The sequence below is a fragment of the Lichenicola sp. GTC18331 genome (assembly GCF_055386855.1).
The window spans coordinates 100,945-115,609 of sequence record NZ_AP045015.1 but is presented as its reverse complement, the minus strand read 5'-3'; the positions used below and the strand labels follow the sequence as shown (position 1 = coordinate 115,609).

Annotated in this window: 16 protein-coding genes; 2 read left to right on the top strand and 14 right to left on the bottom strand. The window is 68.3% G+C overall.

Going from position 1 to position 14,665, the window contains the following annotated elements:
- Window positions 1-114 precede the first annotated feature (114 nt).
- The 10 genes from pal to ruvA all read right to left on the bottom strand — a co-directional run bounded on the left by pal (window position 115) and on the right by ruvA (window position 7,837).
- The gene (pal, locus tag ACZ5BM_RS00495; protein WP_498909361.1) at window positions 115-600 is read right to left on the bottom strand and encodes a peptidoglycan-associated lipoprotein; all 486 of its coding nucleotides are present in this window, start codon (window positions 598-600) and stop codon (window positions 115-117) included.
- 223 nt (window positions 601-823) lie between these two features.
- Window positions 824-2,188, bottom strand: a complete 1,365-nt coding sequence (gene tolB / locus ACZ5BM_RS00490) for a Tol-Pal system protein TolB (RefSeq protein ID WP_498909360.1) — start codon at window positions 2,186-2,188, stop codon at window positions 824-826.
- Window positions 2,189-2,250: 62 nt separating this feature from the next.
- Window positions 2,251-3,228 (bottom strand): energy transducer TonB, encoded by a 978-nt coding sequence (locus ACZ5BM_RS00485; protein ID WP_498909359.1) that lies wholly within the window; start codon window positions 3,226-3,228, stop codon window positions 2,251-2,253.
- A 55-nt stretch (window positions 3,229-3,283) separates the two neighbouring features.
- Window positions 3,284-3,733: an ExbD/TolR family protein gene (gene tolR / locus ACZ5BM_RS00480; RefSeq protein ID WP_498909358.1), complete on the bottom strand. Its 450-nt coding sequence runs from the start codon at window positions 3,731-3,733 to the stop codon at window positions 3,284-3,286.
- 3 nt (window positions 3,734-3,736) lie between these two features.
- A complete protein-coding gene (gene tolQ, locus ACZ5BM_RS00475; protein WP_498909357.1) occupies window positions 3,737-4,471 on the bottom strand; it encodes a protein TolQ in 735 nt (244 codons plus the stop codon).
- Between the two features lie 202 nt (window positions 4,472-4,673).
- A complete protein-coding gene (locus tag ACZ5BM_RS00470) occupies window positions 4,674-5,282 on the bottom strand; it encodes a general stress protein (RefSeq protein ID WP_498909356.1) in 609 nt (202 codons plus the stop codon).
- Window positions 5,283-5,339: 57 nt separating this feature from the next.
- Complete coding sequence (locus ACZ5BM_RS00465) at window positions 5,340-5,660, bottom strand: hypothetical protein (RefSeq protein ID WP_498909355.1); 321 nt, start codon at window positions 5,658-5,660, stop codon at window positions 5,340-5,342.
- Between the two features lie 119 nt (window positions 5,661-5,779).
- Entirely contained in the window at window positions 5,780-6,184 is a 405-nt protein-coding gene (locus ACZ5BM_RS00460; RefSeq protein WP_498909354.1) for a hotdog family protein, read from the bottom strand.
- A gap of 4 nt (window positions 6,185-6,188) precedes the next feature.
- The gene (gene ruvB, locus ACZ5BM_RS00455) at window positions 6,189-7,232 is read right to left on the bottom strand and encodes a Holliday junction branch migration DNA helicase RuvB (protein WP_498909353.1); all 1,044 of its coding nucleotides are present in this window, start codon (window positions 7,230-7,232) and stop codon (window positions 6,189-6,191) included.
- Window positions 7,229-7,837, bottom strand: a complete 609-nt coding sequence (gene ruvA, locus ACZ5BM_RS00450; RefSeq protein WP_498909352.1) for a Holliday junction ATP-dependent DNA helicase RuvA — start codon at window positions 7,835-7,837, stop codon at window positions 7,229-7,231. Before ruvA ends, ruvB begins: the two co-directional genes overlap by 4 nt.
- Before the next feature lie 102 nt (window positions 7,838-7,939).
- On the opposite strand from ruvA, the gene ACZ5BM_RS00445 reads away from it, so the two are divergent.
- Both ACZ5BM_RS00445 and ACZ5BM_RS00440 read left to right on the top strand, forming a co-directional pair.
- Window positions 7,940-8,254: an ArsR/SmtB family transcription factor gene (locus ACZ5BM_RS00445; RefSeq protein WP_498909351.1), complete on the top strand. Its 315-nt coding sequence runs from the start codon at window positions 7,940-7,942 to the stop codon at window positions 8,252-8,254.
- Between the two features lie 36 nt (window positions 8,255-8,290).
- A complete protein-coding gene (locus ACZ5BM_RS00440; RefSeq protein ID WP_498909350.1) occupies window positions 8,291-9,034 on the top strand; it encodes an SDR family NAD(P)-dependent oxidoreductase in 744 nt (247 codons plus the stop codon).
- A 43-nt stretch (window positions 9,035-9,077) separates the two neighbouring features.
- Here ACZ5BM_RS00440 and ACZ5BM_RS00435 read toward each other — a convergent pair whose 3' ends face one another.
- The 4 genes from ACZ5BM_RS00435 to secA are packed head-to-tail and all read right to left on the bottom strand — an operon-like array spanning window position 9,078 to window position 14,451.
- Window positions 9,078-10,403, bottom strand: a complete 1,326-nt coding sequence (locus tag ACZ5BM_RS00435) for a chloride channel protein (protein ID WP_498909349.1) — start codon at window positions 10,401-10,403, stop codon at window positions 9,078-9,080.
- A complete protein-coding gene (gene ruvC / locus ACZ5BM_RS00430; protein ID WP_498909348.1) occupies window positions 10,403-10,909 on the bottom strand; it encodes a crossover junction endodeoxyribonuclease RuvC in 507 nt (168 codons plus the stop codon). The genes ACZ5BM_RS00435 and ruvC overlap by 1 nt, the downstream gene beginning before the upstream one ends.
- Complete coding sequence (locus tag ACZ5BM_RS00425) at window positions 10,906-11,655, bottom strand: YebC/PmpR family DNA-binding transcriptional regulator (RefSeq protein ID WP_498909347.1); 750 nt, start codon at window positions 11,653-11,655, stop codon at window positions 10,906-10,908. Before ACZ5BM_RS00425 ends, ruvC begins: the two co-directional genes overlap by 4 nt.
- A gap of 36 nt (window positions 11,656-11,691) precedes the next feature.
- Window positions 11,692-14,451, bottom strand: a complete 2,760-nt coding sequence (secA, locus tag ACZ5BM_RS00420) for a preprotein translocase subunit SecA (protein WP_498909346.1) — start codon at window positions 14,449-14,451, stop codon at window positions 11,692-11,694.
- Between the last annotated feature and the right edge of the window lie 214 nt (window positions 14,452-14,665).

Sequence of the window (14,665 nt, the reverse complement as noted above, 5' to 3'; positions counted from 1 at the left end):
GAAAAACCTCGACGGGAAACGGAAAGACCGGGCGGACGGTAGATCAGAACGCCGCATACGAAAACGCCCCGGACCGTGGTCCGGGGCGCTTCGACATGAACGATCGGAAACGGTTCAGCGAACCGAGGTGATCGCGTTGCGGTTCTGGGCCCAGGCCTGCTCGTCGTCGCCGGTGGCGGTCGGGCGGTCCTTGCCATAGGAGATGGTGGTGATGCGGTCGGCGGCGACGCCCTTGGCGACCAGATAGTCGCGCGCGGCGTTGGCGCGGCGGTTGCCCAGCGCGATGTTGTATTCGTCGGTGCCGCGATCGTCGCAGTTACCGGCGACCTGCACGGTCACCTGCGGATAGCGGGCGAGCCACGCCGCCTGACGGTCGAGGGTGGCCTGAGCCTCCGGCGACAGGGTGTTCTGCGCCAGGGCGAAGTAGACGCGATCGCCGACATTGGCGACCAGATCGGCTTCGCTGCCCGGCACGGCGGCGCCGGTCGGGGCGGAGGTCGCGCCGAGGCCGGACGCGGTGCCGGTGTTGGCGGACTTGTCGTCGGAGCAAGCGGCAACCGCCGCCACGAGGGCGAGCGCGCCGAGGATCTTGAACTTCATGATTATCGTTCCTGGGGGTTACGAAACGAGCGGCTAGTCCGGCCTACGGCCCGACCGGATACGACGGTCGCGATCGGCGTGGACCGCACCACACGGCCCCACCGCGATACCGCTTCGTTTCGCTTCCGGTCAAGAAGCCAACGCCCTTTGCGAGAGGGCGTTTCGTGCGCTGCGAGATTTCTTGTCTGCGCGTTGCAGAAACGCCCATTCGCGCGGTCCCTGTTCAGCCCTTGAGGGGCGACCAGGCCGGGGCCTGCGCGCCGCCCGGGGTGCGGATGGTGCGTTCGTTGAAGCCGGCGATGTCGATCTGGTCGAGCGAGGAGGAGAAGCCCGCGCCGCCGGCGCCCGCGGCGCTCTGGCGGCAATAGGCGAGCACGCGTCCGTTCGGGCAGAAGGTGGGGCTTTCCACGGTGAAGCCCTTGGTTAGGATTCGCTCGCCGGTGCCGTCCGGGGCCATGACGCCGATGGAGAATCCGCCCGAGCCGATGCGCGTGAAGGCGATCAGGTCGCCGCGCGGGCTCCAGACCGGGGAGCCGTACTGGCCGCTGCCGTAGGAGATGCGACGCGCGTCGCCGCCGCCTGCGCCCATGATGTAGAGCTGCGGGCTGCCGCCGCGATCGGAATTGAACACGATCTGCGAGCCGTCCGGGCTGTAGCACGGGCTGGTGTCGATCGCGCCGGAGTTGGTGAGCCGGCGCGTGGCGCGGGAGCCGAGATCGACCACGTAGATGTCGGAGCCGCCGCCGCGCGTGGCGGACATGATCACGCGCGATCCGTCGGGGGAGAAGCGCGGCGCGAAGGAGATTCCGGCGAACTCGCCCAGCACTTCCTGACGTCCGGAGCCGAGGTCGAACAGGTAAACGCGCGGCCGGTTCTCGGCGTAGCTCATGAACGCGATTTCGTCGCGGGTCGGATGGAAGCGCGGCGTCTTCACCAGCCACTGGCCGGAGGTGAGCATGCGGCTGTTGGCGCCGTCCTGATCCATGATCGCGAGGCGGGTGATGGCGTGCGAGCGCGGTCCGTTGAGGGACACGAAGGCGATGCGCGTGTCGAAATAGCCTTTGTCGCCCAGCATGCGCTCGTAGATGACGTCGGCGATGATGTGGGCGATGCGGCGCCAGTTGCCGCCGCTGGTGGTGTAGGCGGTGCCCTGGAGCTGTTGTCCGGTGAGCGCGTTCCAGAGGCGGAACTCGACGCGCACGGAGCCGCCGGAGCCGGAGGTGGTGCCCTGGGCGATCGCCTGCGCGCCCATCGCCTTGTAGCTGTTGAAGTCGGGCACGCCGCTGCCGCCGGCGGACGCGGCCATGCTGAGCGGACGGAACAGGCCGCAACCGGCGAGGTCGTCGCTGATCACCTGCGTCATCTGTTCGCCGATGCCGGGGCCGAAGCTGGGGATGGCGATGGGGATCGGCGCGGTGCGGGCCTGATCCACCGTGATCTCGGCGCCGCCCGGACCGGCGCCCTGGCCGCCTTGCGGCGCCGGGGCCTGTGCCAGCGCCTGCAGCGGCAGGGTGACGATTCCGGCGCCCGCCGCGCCGATCAGGCCGCGACGGGACAGGGTGCTTCGGTCGGAGGTGAGAAACGACATGGTGGTCTCCCTGGGATCTTGAGGCGGCCGGCCGTCATCGGAGGCGGCCGGGGATGCGCCCGTTACGGGCGGAACACGAACGAGAGTTGCTGCGTCTTGCCGAGCAGGTTGGGCGGGATCGGCAGCTTGGAACAGGTGGGGTTGAGCACGGCGTCGCGGGCGCGTTCGGCGAGCGCGCGGTAGCCCGGATCGGCGGCCATGCGTGCGGCGGTGTCGGGCTTGAAGTCGACGCGTCGCGCCTCGCCCGTGGCGTCCACCGTCACCAGCAGATGCGCGGTGAAGGAGGCGTAATCCTTGGCTTCGGTGTCTTCGGCATAGCAGCGGCGCACGGAGCCGCCGATCGCCTTCTGCTGTCCGGCGGTGAGCTGTCCGGTGACGTCTCCGGCGCGCGACGGCGAGCCGCCCTGGTCCGGGTTGGCGTGGGCGCGCGGCGGATGGGTCTGCGGCTGGTCGGCGCGGAACTTCTCCAGCGTCGCCATCAGCGAATGGGTGTCCGGCTGCGCGTTGGTGGTCTTGTTGGGCTGAGTGACGTGCGACGGCATCGTCATCTTCGGCAGCTCCGGGGTCGGATGCGGCACGGGCGGCGACGGGGTGCGCGCGGGCGACGGCGGGGCCGGCTTCGGCGGCGGCGGTGGCTTGGCCACCTCCGGCGACGGTTCCTCCACCTTGGGCGGAATGTCGATCGGCGGGGTCGGGGTCTGCACGGCCTGCGGCGGCGGCGGCACCGGGGTGGGCGGCGGCGGCGGCGGCGGCGGTTCCTCGACCGGCATCTTCTCGGGCGGGGTCGGCGACGGGGGGGCGACCTTCTCGACCTGAGACGGGGCTTCCACCGGCTTGGGCGCGGGTTCGTCGCCCTTGCGGCTCTTGGCCGGGGGGCCCACGAAATCCATCTCGACCGCCGGAGGCTCGGGCGGCTCGGGCGGCTTGGCGATCGGCGGCAACCCGACGACGAGGGCGAGCAGCACGGCCAGATGCAGCCCGCCCGAAATGAGGCCCGCGCGCGTCAGGCCGCGATTCTCATCCTGTCTGGTGCGGGCCACTGTCGGAAACGCCTTGGCTGGATCGTTGGGTCGTGAGGACGGGAGGCGCGGCGGCTTAGTGCGCGCCGCCGCCCTGCGGCTGCTCGGCCAGCAGCGCCACGTGGGTGAAGCCGCCCGAGGTGATGGTGCCCATGACCTGCATGACGCGGCCGTAGTCGATGTGCTGATCGCCGCGCACGAAGATGCGGTGGTTGGGGTCGTTCTGCGACGCGGCCTGCAGCTTGGCGACGAGCTGGTCGGTGGTGACCGCGTCGTCGCCCATGTAGAGCGAGCCGTCCTGCTTGATGGTGACGGTGATCGGCTTGGTGTCGGCGTTGACCGGCGAGGCGTTGGTCTTGGGCAGGTCCACGTTCACGCCGCTGGTCATGAGCGGTGCGGTCACCATGAAGATGATGAGCAGCACCAGCATCACGTCCACCAGAGGCGTCACGTTGATGTCGGACATCGGCTTGTGCCGGCGTCTGCCGCCGATCCCGCCGCCGCCACCGCCCATCTGCATGGCCATGGATTAAGCCCTTTCCTCGGACTGGCGGGACAGGATCGCGCCGAACTCGGTGCCGAACGCTTCGAGGCGGGCGGCGAAGCGGCTGAGATCCTGGTTGATCTTGTTATAGGCGATCACCGCCGGGATGGCGGCGACGAGGCCGATCGCGGTGGCAAACAGGGCTTCGGCGATGCCGGGCGCCACCACCGAGAGATTGGTGTTGTGCATGGCGGCGATGGCCGAGAAGGAGTGCATGATGCCCCAGACGGTGCCGAAAAGGCCGATGAACGGCGCGGTCGAGCCGACGGTGGCGAGAAAGATCATCCAGCGTTCGAGACGCTCGAGTTCGCGCGTCACGGTGATGCCCATGGCGCGGTCGACGCGCTCGCGGACGCTGCCGCGCGACAGGTCGACGCCTGCGACGCGGGCGCTGCGACGCCATTCGCCCATGGCGGCGCCGAACACGGCGGCCATCGGGTGCGCCGGCTTGGCGCCGTCGGTCTCGTAGAGCTCGTCGAGCGAGCCGCCGGACCAGAAGCGGTCCTCGAAGGCGGTGGCCTGCTTGTTGGCGCGGCGGATGGAGATCGTCTTCTCGAAGATGATCGCCCAGACCCACACGCTGGCGCCGACCAGGCCCAGCATCACCAGCTTGACGACAAAGGATGCCTGCATGAACAGGGCCCAGAGGGAAAGATCCCCGCCAGACGCCGCCGCCGCCAGGTTCGCCGCATCAACCGCCCGATCCAACCACGCCTCCATTGCTCAAACCGGGCCGCCGCTTCGGCCGTCGCCACTGCCGCGCCCTCCGTAGAGGGTTTTGATGCGAAGCAGAAGCTTCATCCCGTAGCAGGTTGCGGATGGACGCTTTTTAAGCTGGCGAAATCATGGCGGCCTGGTGTTCGGGCATGAAAAAGCCCGGTCCGGAGAGCTCCGGACCGGGCTGATTGCGGGAGAGCGGCCGTTACAGGCGGTCGGAGCCGACCACCGGGCGGGTATAGGGTTCCGCCGCGACGTCGTGCGCGGTCCACCCGCCGGATTCGTATTCGGAACGACGCGCGGCGGTATCGACGCCACGATGGGTGTCGAGGATGCCCTGCACGACCGGCACCTGAGTCTCGTCGGCGCGGACCGAGACGAGGTTGCCGCCGCGACGGACGCCTTCGGCATAGACATGCGCGTCGCGCTCCGGGACGCCTTCGCCGGTGAGCGATCCGACCAGACCGCCGGCACCGCCGCCGACCGCGGCGCCGACACCGGCTCCGGTCAGCGTGGCGACAAGCCAGCCCGCGGCGACCACCGGGCCGACGCCGGGGATCGCCAGGGCGCCGATTCCGGCGAGCAGACCGGCGCCGCCACCGACCAGCGTGCCGATGGAGGCGCCTGTGCCGGCCCCCTTCTCCGCGCCCTCGACCTTGTCGCTGGTGGTCCCGTCATGCACCGCGTGATCGCGATGTTCGTTGCCGATCAGGCTGATCTGGGAATGGGGAATGCCGGCGTCTTCCAGGGCCGAAACGACCTTTCTGGCTTCGTCATAGGTGTCGTAGAGCCGGGTGATGGTTTGATGGGCCATGGCGCGTTTCCTTGTTCGGCGATTTTTCGTGTGTGTGACAGCGATCTTCGGTGGAGATCACTCGGTGCCGACGTTGCCCTTGTAGTCGAGCCAGACTTTCACCGGCGCGCCGTCATGCGTGGCGGTACCGTGCCAGACGCCGTTGTCGTCCTTGGTCAGATCCTTGACGTCGGAATAGCCGTGCTTGCCGAGGCGGTGCATGACCTGCTTCTCGGTGAAGCTGTTGGAGCCGTGCGCGGGCTGCATCGCGTTGGCGGAGGTGGTGGCGACCGCCTGATTGTCATTGCCGGAGGCGGCGGTCTGCGCGAAGGCAGATGCGGTCGGCACGGCGAGCGCCAGGGAAACCAGAAGCGCCGTTGTTTTCGCCGTTTTTCTCATTGTCGACTCCCATGTGCTGAACAGCAGCATGGTCGGACAACGCCGGGATTTCCCGTTCGGTCATGCGCGACCTGCGATTAATTATCCGTGATGCCCATATTGCGTCGCGGCAATCTTTTTCAGGCGAGTCGGTCGAGAACGCCGGACCAGGGTTCGGGAAGACGGGTCGGTCTGCCGTCGTTCATGCGCATGAAGGCGAGCTGCACGAGAAGCGTGGCGCGATGGTCCCCGTCGACGGACAGGGTTTGTTGCAGTCTGGCACTGGCGCCGCGCCGTTCCAGCAGGATCGTCTCGACGCAGACCAGATCGTCGAGGCGCAGCGGGCGCGCGTAGTCGGCTTCGAGCCTGCGCACGACGAAGACGATTCCGTGCGCGCGTGCGAGGCTGGCCGCGCTGGCGCCGGCGGCGCGCAGGGCTTCGCTGCGCGCGCGTTCGGCGAAGGCGAGATATTGCGCGTGATACACGACGCCGCCTGCATCGGTGTCTTCGTAGTAGACGCGGACGAGATGCTGATGTGCGGCCATGGGATCAGTCGTCCGACAGCAGGTCGAACTGCGTGCGCGGATCGGTGGTGGGCGGCTTCAGGCCGAGATGGCGCCAGCCGCGCTCCGCGAGCACCCTGCCCCGGCTGGTGCGGAGAACCAGACCTTCCTGGATCAGATAGGGTTCCACCACGTCTTCCAGCGTGTCTCTCGCTTCCGCCAGAGCGGCGGCCAGGGTTTCCACACCGACCGGGCCGCCATGATGATGTTCGGCGATGCGTCGCAGATAGCGGCGGTCCATCGAATCGAGGCCGATCGCATCCACTTCCAGACGGTTCAAGGCGGCATCGGCCAGGATGCGATCCACCGGGCCTGAAGTCGTGCGTCCGACGGTGGCAAAATCGCGCACGCGTCGCAGCAGGCGTCCGGCCACGCGCGGGGTTCCGCGCGACCGTGCGGCGATTTCCTCGGCACCGTCATGGGTGAGTTCGAAACGCAGCTTCTCGGCGCCGCGCGACACGATCCGGCGCAACTCCTCCGGCGTGTAGAAGACAAGACGCAAGGGAATGCCGAAACGGTCGCGCAGCGGCGTCGCCAGCAGGCCGGCGCGCGTGGTGGCGGCGACCAGGGTGAAGGGCGACAGGTCGATGCGCACGGAGCGCGCGGCCGGGCCTTCGCCGATGATCAGGTCGAGCTGGAAATCCTCCATCGCGGGATAGAGAACTTCCTCGATCGCCGGTTGCAGGCGGTGGATCTCGTCGATGAACAGGACGTCACGTGGCTGCAGGTTGGTGAGGATCGCAGCCAGGTCGCCGGCGCGCTGGATCACCGGGCCGGAGGTGGCGCGGAAGCCGACGCCGAGTTCGCGCGCGACGATCTGCGCCAGGGTGGTCTTGCCCAGGCCCGGCGGGCCGTGCAGCAGCACGTGATCCAGCGCCTCGCCGCGTCCGCGTGCGGCCTGGATGAACACGGACAAGTTCTCCCGGCTGGCCTGCTGGCCGACGAAATCGTCCAGGGTCTGCGGGCGCAGCGTGGCTTCCGCCGCATCCTCTTCCGCGCGCCGCGAATCGATGGTGCGCGGTTCGCTCATCGTGCGAGCTCCTTGAGACTGTCTCGGATGATGGTGTCGAGACGGGCATTCTCGCCGAGGCGGGCGGTGATGCGGGTCACCACCGGATGCGCCTCGACGCGTCGGAAGCCGAGCCCGGCCAGGGCGGCGAGCGCGTCGGCTTCGAGACCGCCGCCGGCCTCGCGCATCGTGCCGCTGGTTGCGCCGACGCTGCCCGTGGGCATGCCGCCGGCCTTGTCTTTGAGCTCGCTCAGGATGCGGTCGGCGAGGCGCGGACCGACGCCGGGGGCGCGCGTGAGGCTGGGGCGGTCGCCCGCGGCGATGATGGCGATCAGGTCGCGCGCCGACAGCGCGGACAGGATGCCGAGCGCCACCTTGGCGCCGACGCCCTGGACGGTGGTGAGGAGACGGAACCAGTCCCGCTCGGCGGTTTCGGCGAATCCGTAGAGCAGGATCGCATCCTCGCGCACCACGGTCTCCACCAGCACGCGGCTGATCTCGGGCGGCGTGGGCAGGGCGGAGAGGGTACGCGTGGAGCACTGCACCAGGTAGCCGACGCCGTTGACGTCAATGACGCAGCGATCCGCCTCCACCTGCGCCAGCAGGCCTGTGAGCTGGGCGATCATGGGCGAAGGGCGGAGGAGGTCATGGGCAAGAGATAATGGAGGCGGGCCTCGCGCACCACAGGGCGGATTGGAACCGGACGGGAACGGGTCCACATAGACCGGATGCCCGAACCCCCTGCCCTCACCGACCGGGAGATGATCGCCATCGCCAGGGCGCTGGGCGATCCGCGCCGGTTCCAGATGCTGCGCGAGATCGCCGAGGCCGGGTCTCTCTGCTGCCAGGACATGCGGGCGGTGCATCCGGTGTCGGCGGCGACGGTGTCCTATCACGTCAGGGAGCTGGAGATGGCGGCGCTGGTGGAGATCGTCCGCGAAGGCAAGTTCGCCCGGCTGCGGTTCCGGGCCGAAACGATGCGGGCCTATCGCGCCCGGCTGGGCGCGGTGTTCGGCGAGCCCCTTGAAGGCGGAAACGTTTAGACGATTATCTAATCGTCTAAACGAGAAAGGGTCGTCATGTCTGTTCTCACCGGAAAGGTCGCGCTGGTCACCGGCGCGTCGAAGGGGATCGGCGCCGGGATCGCGCTGGGTCTGGCGGCGGCCGGGGCGAAGCTGGTGGTGAACTACGCCAGCAGCCGCGAGGGTGCCGACAAGGTCGTGGACGAGATCGTGGCCAAGGGCGGCGAGGCGATCGCCGTGCAGGGCGACGTGTCGAAGCCGGAAGAGGTGTCGGCCCTGTTCGGCGCGGCGCGCGAGCGGTTCGGGCGGGTCGACATCCTGGTGAACAATGCCGGCGTGTTCGCGTCGACGCCGCTCGAATCGCTGACGGAGGCGGACTACCGGCGCCATTTCGACATCAATGTCCTGGGACTTCTGCTGGCGTCGCAGGCGGCGGCGGCGCAGTTCGAGAACGGCGGCAGCATCGTGAACATCGGCTCGCTGGCCAGCCGCATCCATCCGCCGGGGCTGGTCGTCTACAACGCGACCAAGGCGGCCGTGGACGCCATCACCCGCACGCTTGCCAAGGATCTGGGCAGCCGGGGCATCCGGGTGAATTCGGTGAATCCGGGCGCCACCGATACCGAGGGCACGCGGGCGATGTTCGCCGGCAACGAGGAGGCGTTCACCAGCATGGCAGCGACGGCTCCCCTGGGACGGGTCGGCTTGCCGGCGGATATCGCCCGCGCCGTGGTGTTCCTGGCGTCGGACGAGGCGGGCTGGATCACCGGTGAAACGCTGGCGGCCGCCGGCGGGATGTGAGAGGGGTCGCGACGTCTGCCGGGAGCGAGCGTCGCGATCCGGTTCAGTGCGCTTTGGCTTCGGTCGCCGTGGAAACGCGCTTCGTGGTTCCGGGCTCGTTGGCCTGAAGGAAGCGCTGGGCGAGCGCGCCGTAGAGGGCGCGCGGCGAGATCAGGCGCGACACGCCATAGGCGATGAAGGCGGTGGCCATCAGCGGCAGGGTGAGGCCCTGGTTGTCGGTCATTTCCATGACGATCACCGTGGCGGTGAGCGGCGCCTGCACCACGGCGGCGAAATAGCCGACCATGCCGAGCAGCACCACCGCGCCGGCCGGGCTGTGCGGCAGCAGCAGGGCGATGTCGCCGCCGATGCCGGCGCCGATGGCGAGCGAGGGCGCGAAGATGCCGCCGGGGATGCCGCTGCAATAGGAGACGAGCGAGGCGAGGAATTTCCAGGCCGGAAAGAAACGGCCGAACTGCTCGTCGCCGTCGACCATGTGCCGCGCCTGGGCGTAGCCGGTGCCGTAGGTGGCGCCGTCGGTCCAGATGCCGATCAGTGCGAGCAGGAGGCCGCAAAGGGCGGCGAACAGCACCGGCCGGTCGCGCACGAAGCGTCCGAACGCGCCGGGCAGTCCGCGCGCGGCGCGCACCAGCAACGCCGAGAACAGGCCGCCGGCCAGACCGCCGCCGAGGCCACAGACCAGCACCGCGGCCCAGCCGATGCCCATCGGCAGCGTCGCGGTGGTGTGACCGAAATAGGTGTAGTTGCCGACCAGCGCGAGGCTGGTGACGCCGGACAGGATCACGGCGGTGAGCATGGTGCCGCTGGTGCGGACCTCGAAGGAATGGCTGAGTTCCTCGATGGCAAAGACGATTCCGCCGAGCGGGGTGTTGAAGGCGGCGGAGATGCCTGCTGCACCGCCGGCGAGGATCAGGCCGCGACGCACGGACACGTCGGCAAGGCCCATCCAGCGCCCGAGCGTGTGCATCAGCGCCGCGCCGATCTGCACGGTGGGGCCTTCGCGGCCGATGGAAGCGCCTGCGAACAGGCCGAGGATGGTGAGCAGGATCTTGCCGGCGGCGATGCGGAGCGAGAGCACGCGATCGACGGCGCGGTCGGATTGCATCTGCAGCGCGGCGATGGTCTGCGGGATGCCGCTGCCCTGGGCGCCGGGAAACACGGTGCGGGCCAGGAACACGGACACGGCGAGTCCGGTGGGCGCGATCAGCAGCATGAGCCAGGGATGCGGCGACACCAGCGCGTGACGCCAATGCGCGACGCGGTCGCCGGCGGTGGCGAAACCGATCGCGACCAGGCCGATCGAGATCGCGCCCAGCCACCAGACCAGACGACGTCGGAGAAAGGACGGAACCGCCGGCATCGCTTGCATCAGGCCATCCTGGTGCCGGCGGCGACGCGCAGCCGGCTGGCACGGTGATGGGCGTGGCAGATCGCGACCGCGAGGGCGTCGGCGGCGTCGGCACGTTTGATGTCGGCGCCGGGCAGCAGCCGGCGCACCATGACCTCGACCTGATCCTTGCTGGCGGCGCCCGTGCCGACCACGGCGCGCTTGACCTCCATCGCGCCGTATTCGGCGACGGCGATTCCGGCCAGAGCTGGTGCCAGCAGGGCGACGCCGCGCGCGTAGCCGAGCTTGAGCGTGGAGGAGCCAGAGCGGTTGACGTAGGTTTCCTCGACCGCCGCCTCGGCCGGGGCGTAGGTGTCGAACAGGCGGTTGAGGCCTGCGTGCAGGGTCTTGAGGCGCTCCGGCACGCTGTCCGTGCCGGTAGTGGCGATCACGCCGTCGGCGATATGACGCAGGCGGTTTCCGTCCACCTCGATCAGGCCCCAGCCCATGAAGCGCAGGCCTGGATCGATGCCGAGCAGACGGATCACGCGCTGAGTTTTTCGGCCACCGCGTCGGGCAGGTCGAAATTGGCGTAGACCGCCTGCACGTCGTCGTCCTCGTCAAGCACGTCGATGAGTTTGAGAAGCGAGACGGCCTTTTCCTCGTCGAGGGTGACGAGCACGTTGGGGCGCCAGTCGAGCTTGGCGACATCCGGCTGGCCGAACCGGGCTTCCAGCGCGTCGCGCACGCCGAAGAAGTTCTCGATGGCGCAGGTGACTTCGTGACCTTCGTCGGTGCTGGAGACGTTGTCGGCACCGGCCTCGATCGCGGCTTCCAGCATGTCGTCCTCGCTGGCGACGGAGGCCGGATAAGCGACGATGCCGACATGGTCGAACATGAACGAGACCGAGTTGGTTTCGCCCAGGCTGCCGCCATGCTTGGAGAAGGCGGCGCGCACGGCGGAGGCGGTGCGGTTGCGGTTGTCGGTGAGGGCCTCGACGATCACGGCGACGCCGGCGATGCCATAGCCCTCGTAGCGCACCTCGACGTAGTCGTCGCCGGCGGTGGCGCCGCTCGCCTTCTTGATGGCGCGCTCCACCGTGTCCTTCGGCATGTTGACCTTCTGCGCGGCCCACATCGCCGCGCGCAGGCGGGCGTTGGTGGACGGGTCGGGCAGGCCGGAGCGTGCTGCGACGGTGATCTCGCGGATCACCTTGGCGAACTGCTTCGCACGGCGCGCATCCTGGGCGCCCTTGCGGTGCATGATGTTCTTGAATTGCGAATGGCCGGCCATGGAACTTCTTCTTCTGAGACGGGTCTCGGGGGAACCTTAGGCGAGACGCCCGTGGCAGTGCTTGTATTTGTTGCCCGAGCCGCACGGGCAGAGTGCGTTGCGCGGCGTGTCGATCCAGCTCGCCGGATCGGCGGTCAGCGTCGGGTGCGCGGGCGCCAGATGCACCGCGTCCGGCGCCGGTTCCACCACCTGTTGCAGCGTGGCGTCGGCCGGTGCGGACAGGGTGACGTGATCGGCGATCGGTGCGGCGGCAGGACCGTTCGGGGTGACGGAGACCGTCGTGTCGATGCCCTGGCCCGGGAACGGATCGTCGGCCGGCGGCATGATCTCGACGCGCGACAGCATGCCGGTGACGCGCTCGCGCAGCTCGTCGAGCATGACGTTGAACAGGGCGAAGGCCTCGTTCTTGTATTCGTTGAGCGGATCTTTCTGGCCATAGGCGCGGAGCGAGATGCCCTGGCGGAGCTGATCCAGGGCGAGAAGATGTTCCTTCCACACGGTATCAAACGTGTTGAGCAGGAGCTGCTTCTCGATGTAGCGCATGACGGACGGGCCGAAATTCGCCGCCTTGGCCGCGGCGGACTGCGTGGCGGCCAGCTCGACCCGTTCGAGCACTTCGGTGAGGCCGACGCCGTCTTCCCTGGACCAGTCCTCGATCGGAAAATCGATCGCCAGCAGGCGCTGCAGATCCTCGCGCAGCGCTTCGCTTTCCCACTGCTCTCCGAACGACTTTTCCGGAATGCGCGCGCGCACCGCATGATCGATCAGCTCGTTGCGCATGGTGGCGATGATCTCGGACACGTCGTCGGACGACATGAACTCGCGGCGCTGCGCGTAGACTTCCTTGCGCTGGCTGTTGTTGACGTCGTCGTATTTGAGCAGGTTCTTGCGCGTGTCGAAGTTGCGGGCTTCGACCTTCTTCTGCGCCTTTTCCAGCGCGCGGTTGATCCAGGGATGGATGATCGCCTCGCCCTGCTTCAGGCCCATCTTCTGCAGCATTCCGGCCATCCGGTCGGAGCCGAAGATGCGCATGAGATCGTCCTGCAGCGACAGGAAGAAGCGGGATGCGCCCGGATCGCCCTGACGGCCGGAGCGTCCGCGGAGCTGGTTGTCGATACGGCGGCTTTCGTGACGCTCGGTGCCGATCACGAACAGGCCACCGGCTTCGCGCACGATGGGAGCGTAGGCGGCGACTTCGGCGCGGATCTGCGCTTCGCGCTCGGCGTGGGTCGCCTCGTCCAGATTGGCGAGTTCCTGACGCACGCGCATCTCGACATTGCCGCCGAGTTTGATGTCGGTGCCGCGCCCCGCCATGTTGGTGGCGATGGTGATGGCGCCGGGTGCGCCGGCCTGCGCGACAATGGTGGCTTCCAGCTCGTGGAAGCGCGCGTTCAGCACGTTGTGCGGGATCTTCTCGGCGGCGAGCAGGGACGACAGGTGCTCGCTCTTCTCGATCGAGGTGGTCCCGACCAGGATCGGTTGTTTGGTCTGGTGGATTTCGGCGATCAGGCGGGTGACGGCGGCGAACTTGTCGTGCTCGTTGAGATAGACCTCGTCGTCGCCGTCCTTGCGCTGCACCGGCAGGTTGGTCGGGATCTCGACCACGTCGAGCTTGTAGATCTCGGCGAACTCGTCGGCCTCGGTCATCGCCGTGCCGGTCATGCCGGACAGCTTCGGGTAGAGCCGGAAATAGTTCTGGAAGGTGATGGAGGCGAGCGTCTGGTTTTCCTGCTGGATTTCCTGATGCTCTTTGGCTTCCAGCGCCTGGTGCAGACCGTCGCCGTAGCGTCTGCCTTCCATCATGCGGCCGGTGAACTCGTCGATGATCACCACCTTGCCGTCGCGGACGATGTAGTCGACGTCACGCGAGAACAGCGTGTGCGCGCGCAGGCTCTGCTGCACGTGATGCACCACGGACACGTTGTGGATGTCGTAGAGGCCGCCCTGGGCGACAATGCCGGCTTCCTGCAGCATCCGCTCCACGGTTTCCGTGCCGTGCTCGGTAAGGATCACGGTGCGGAACTTCTCGTCCTTGTCGTAGCAGGACGCGTCCTTGCTCAGCTCGGCCACCACTGCGTCGACGGAGCGGTAGAGTTCGGAGCTGTCCTCGGCCGGGCCGGAGATGATGAGCGGTGTGCGGGCCTCGTCGATCAGGATCGAGTCCACCTCGTCGACGATGGCGTAGTTGAAGTCGCGCTGGACCATGTCCTCCAGCCGGTACTTCATGTTGTCGCGCAGGTAATCGAAGCCGAATTCGTTGTTGGTGCCGTAGGTGACGTCGGCAGCGTAGGCGGCGCGTCGTTCCGGGTCGGAGATGTTCGGCACGATCACGCCGGTGGTGAGGCCGAGAAAGGCGTAGAGCTGGCCCATCTCCTCGGAGTCGCGCCGGGCGAGATAGTCGTTGACAGTGACGACGTGGACGCCCTTCCCGGAGAGCGCGTTGAGATAGGTCGGCAGGGTGCCGACGAGGGTCTTGCCTTCGCCGGTGCGCATCTCGGCGATGCGGCCGGAATGGAGCACCATGCCGCCGATGAGCTGCACGTCGAAATGGCGCATGCCGAGCACGCGTCGGGATGCCTCGCGCACCACGGCGAAGGCTTCGGGCAGCAGGCTGTCGAGGCTGGCGCCCGCGGCGATGCGCTGACGGAATTCGGCGGTCTTGCCGGCGAGCTGCGCGTCGTCCAGCGCCCGCATCGCCGGTTCCAGCGCGTTGATCTCGGGCACGCGCCGCTGATGCGTCCGCAGCGAGCGGTCGTTGGCGTTGCCGAACAGGGAACGGGCGAGAGCAGCGAACATGCGGGCCTTCCGGGTGGCGTCCGCCCCAAACGCCCAATGTCCGGCATCCCCGCCGAGGAACGAACCGTGGCTCCCGGGGGATGCTTGATCCCGGGGCACCGAACCCAGAAGAGCTGGCCCATGACACTGGCGCGCGGGGCGCAGGCGAGCAGGCGCCCGACACCGTTCGGGCCGGACGCCACGCGGGTTTTCACATAGGACCGGCCCGGTGTCC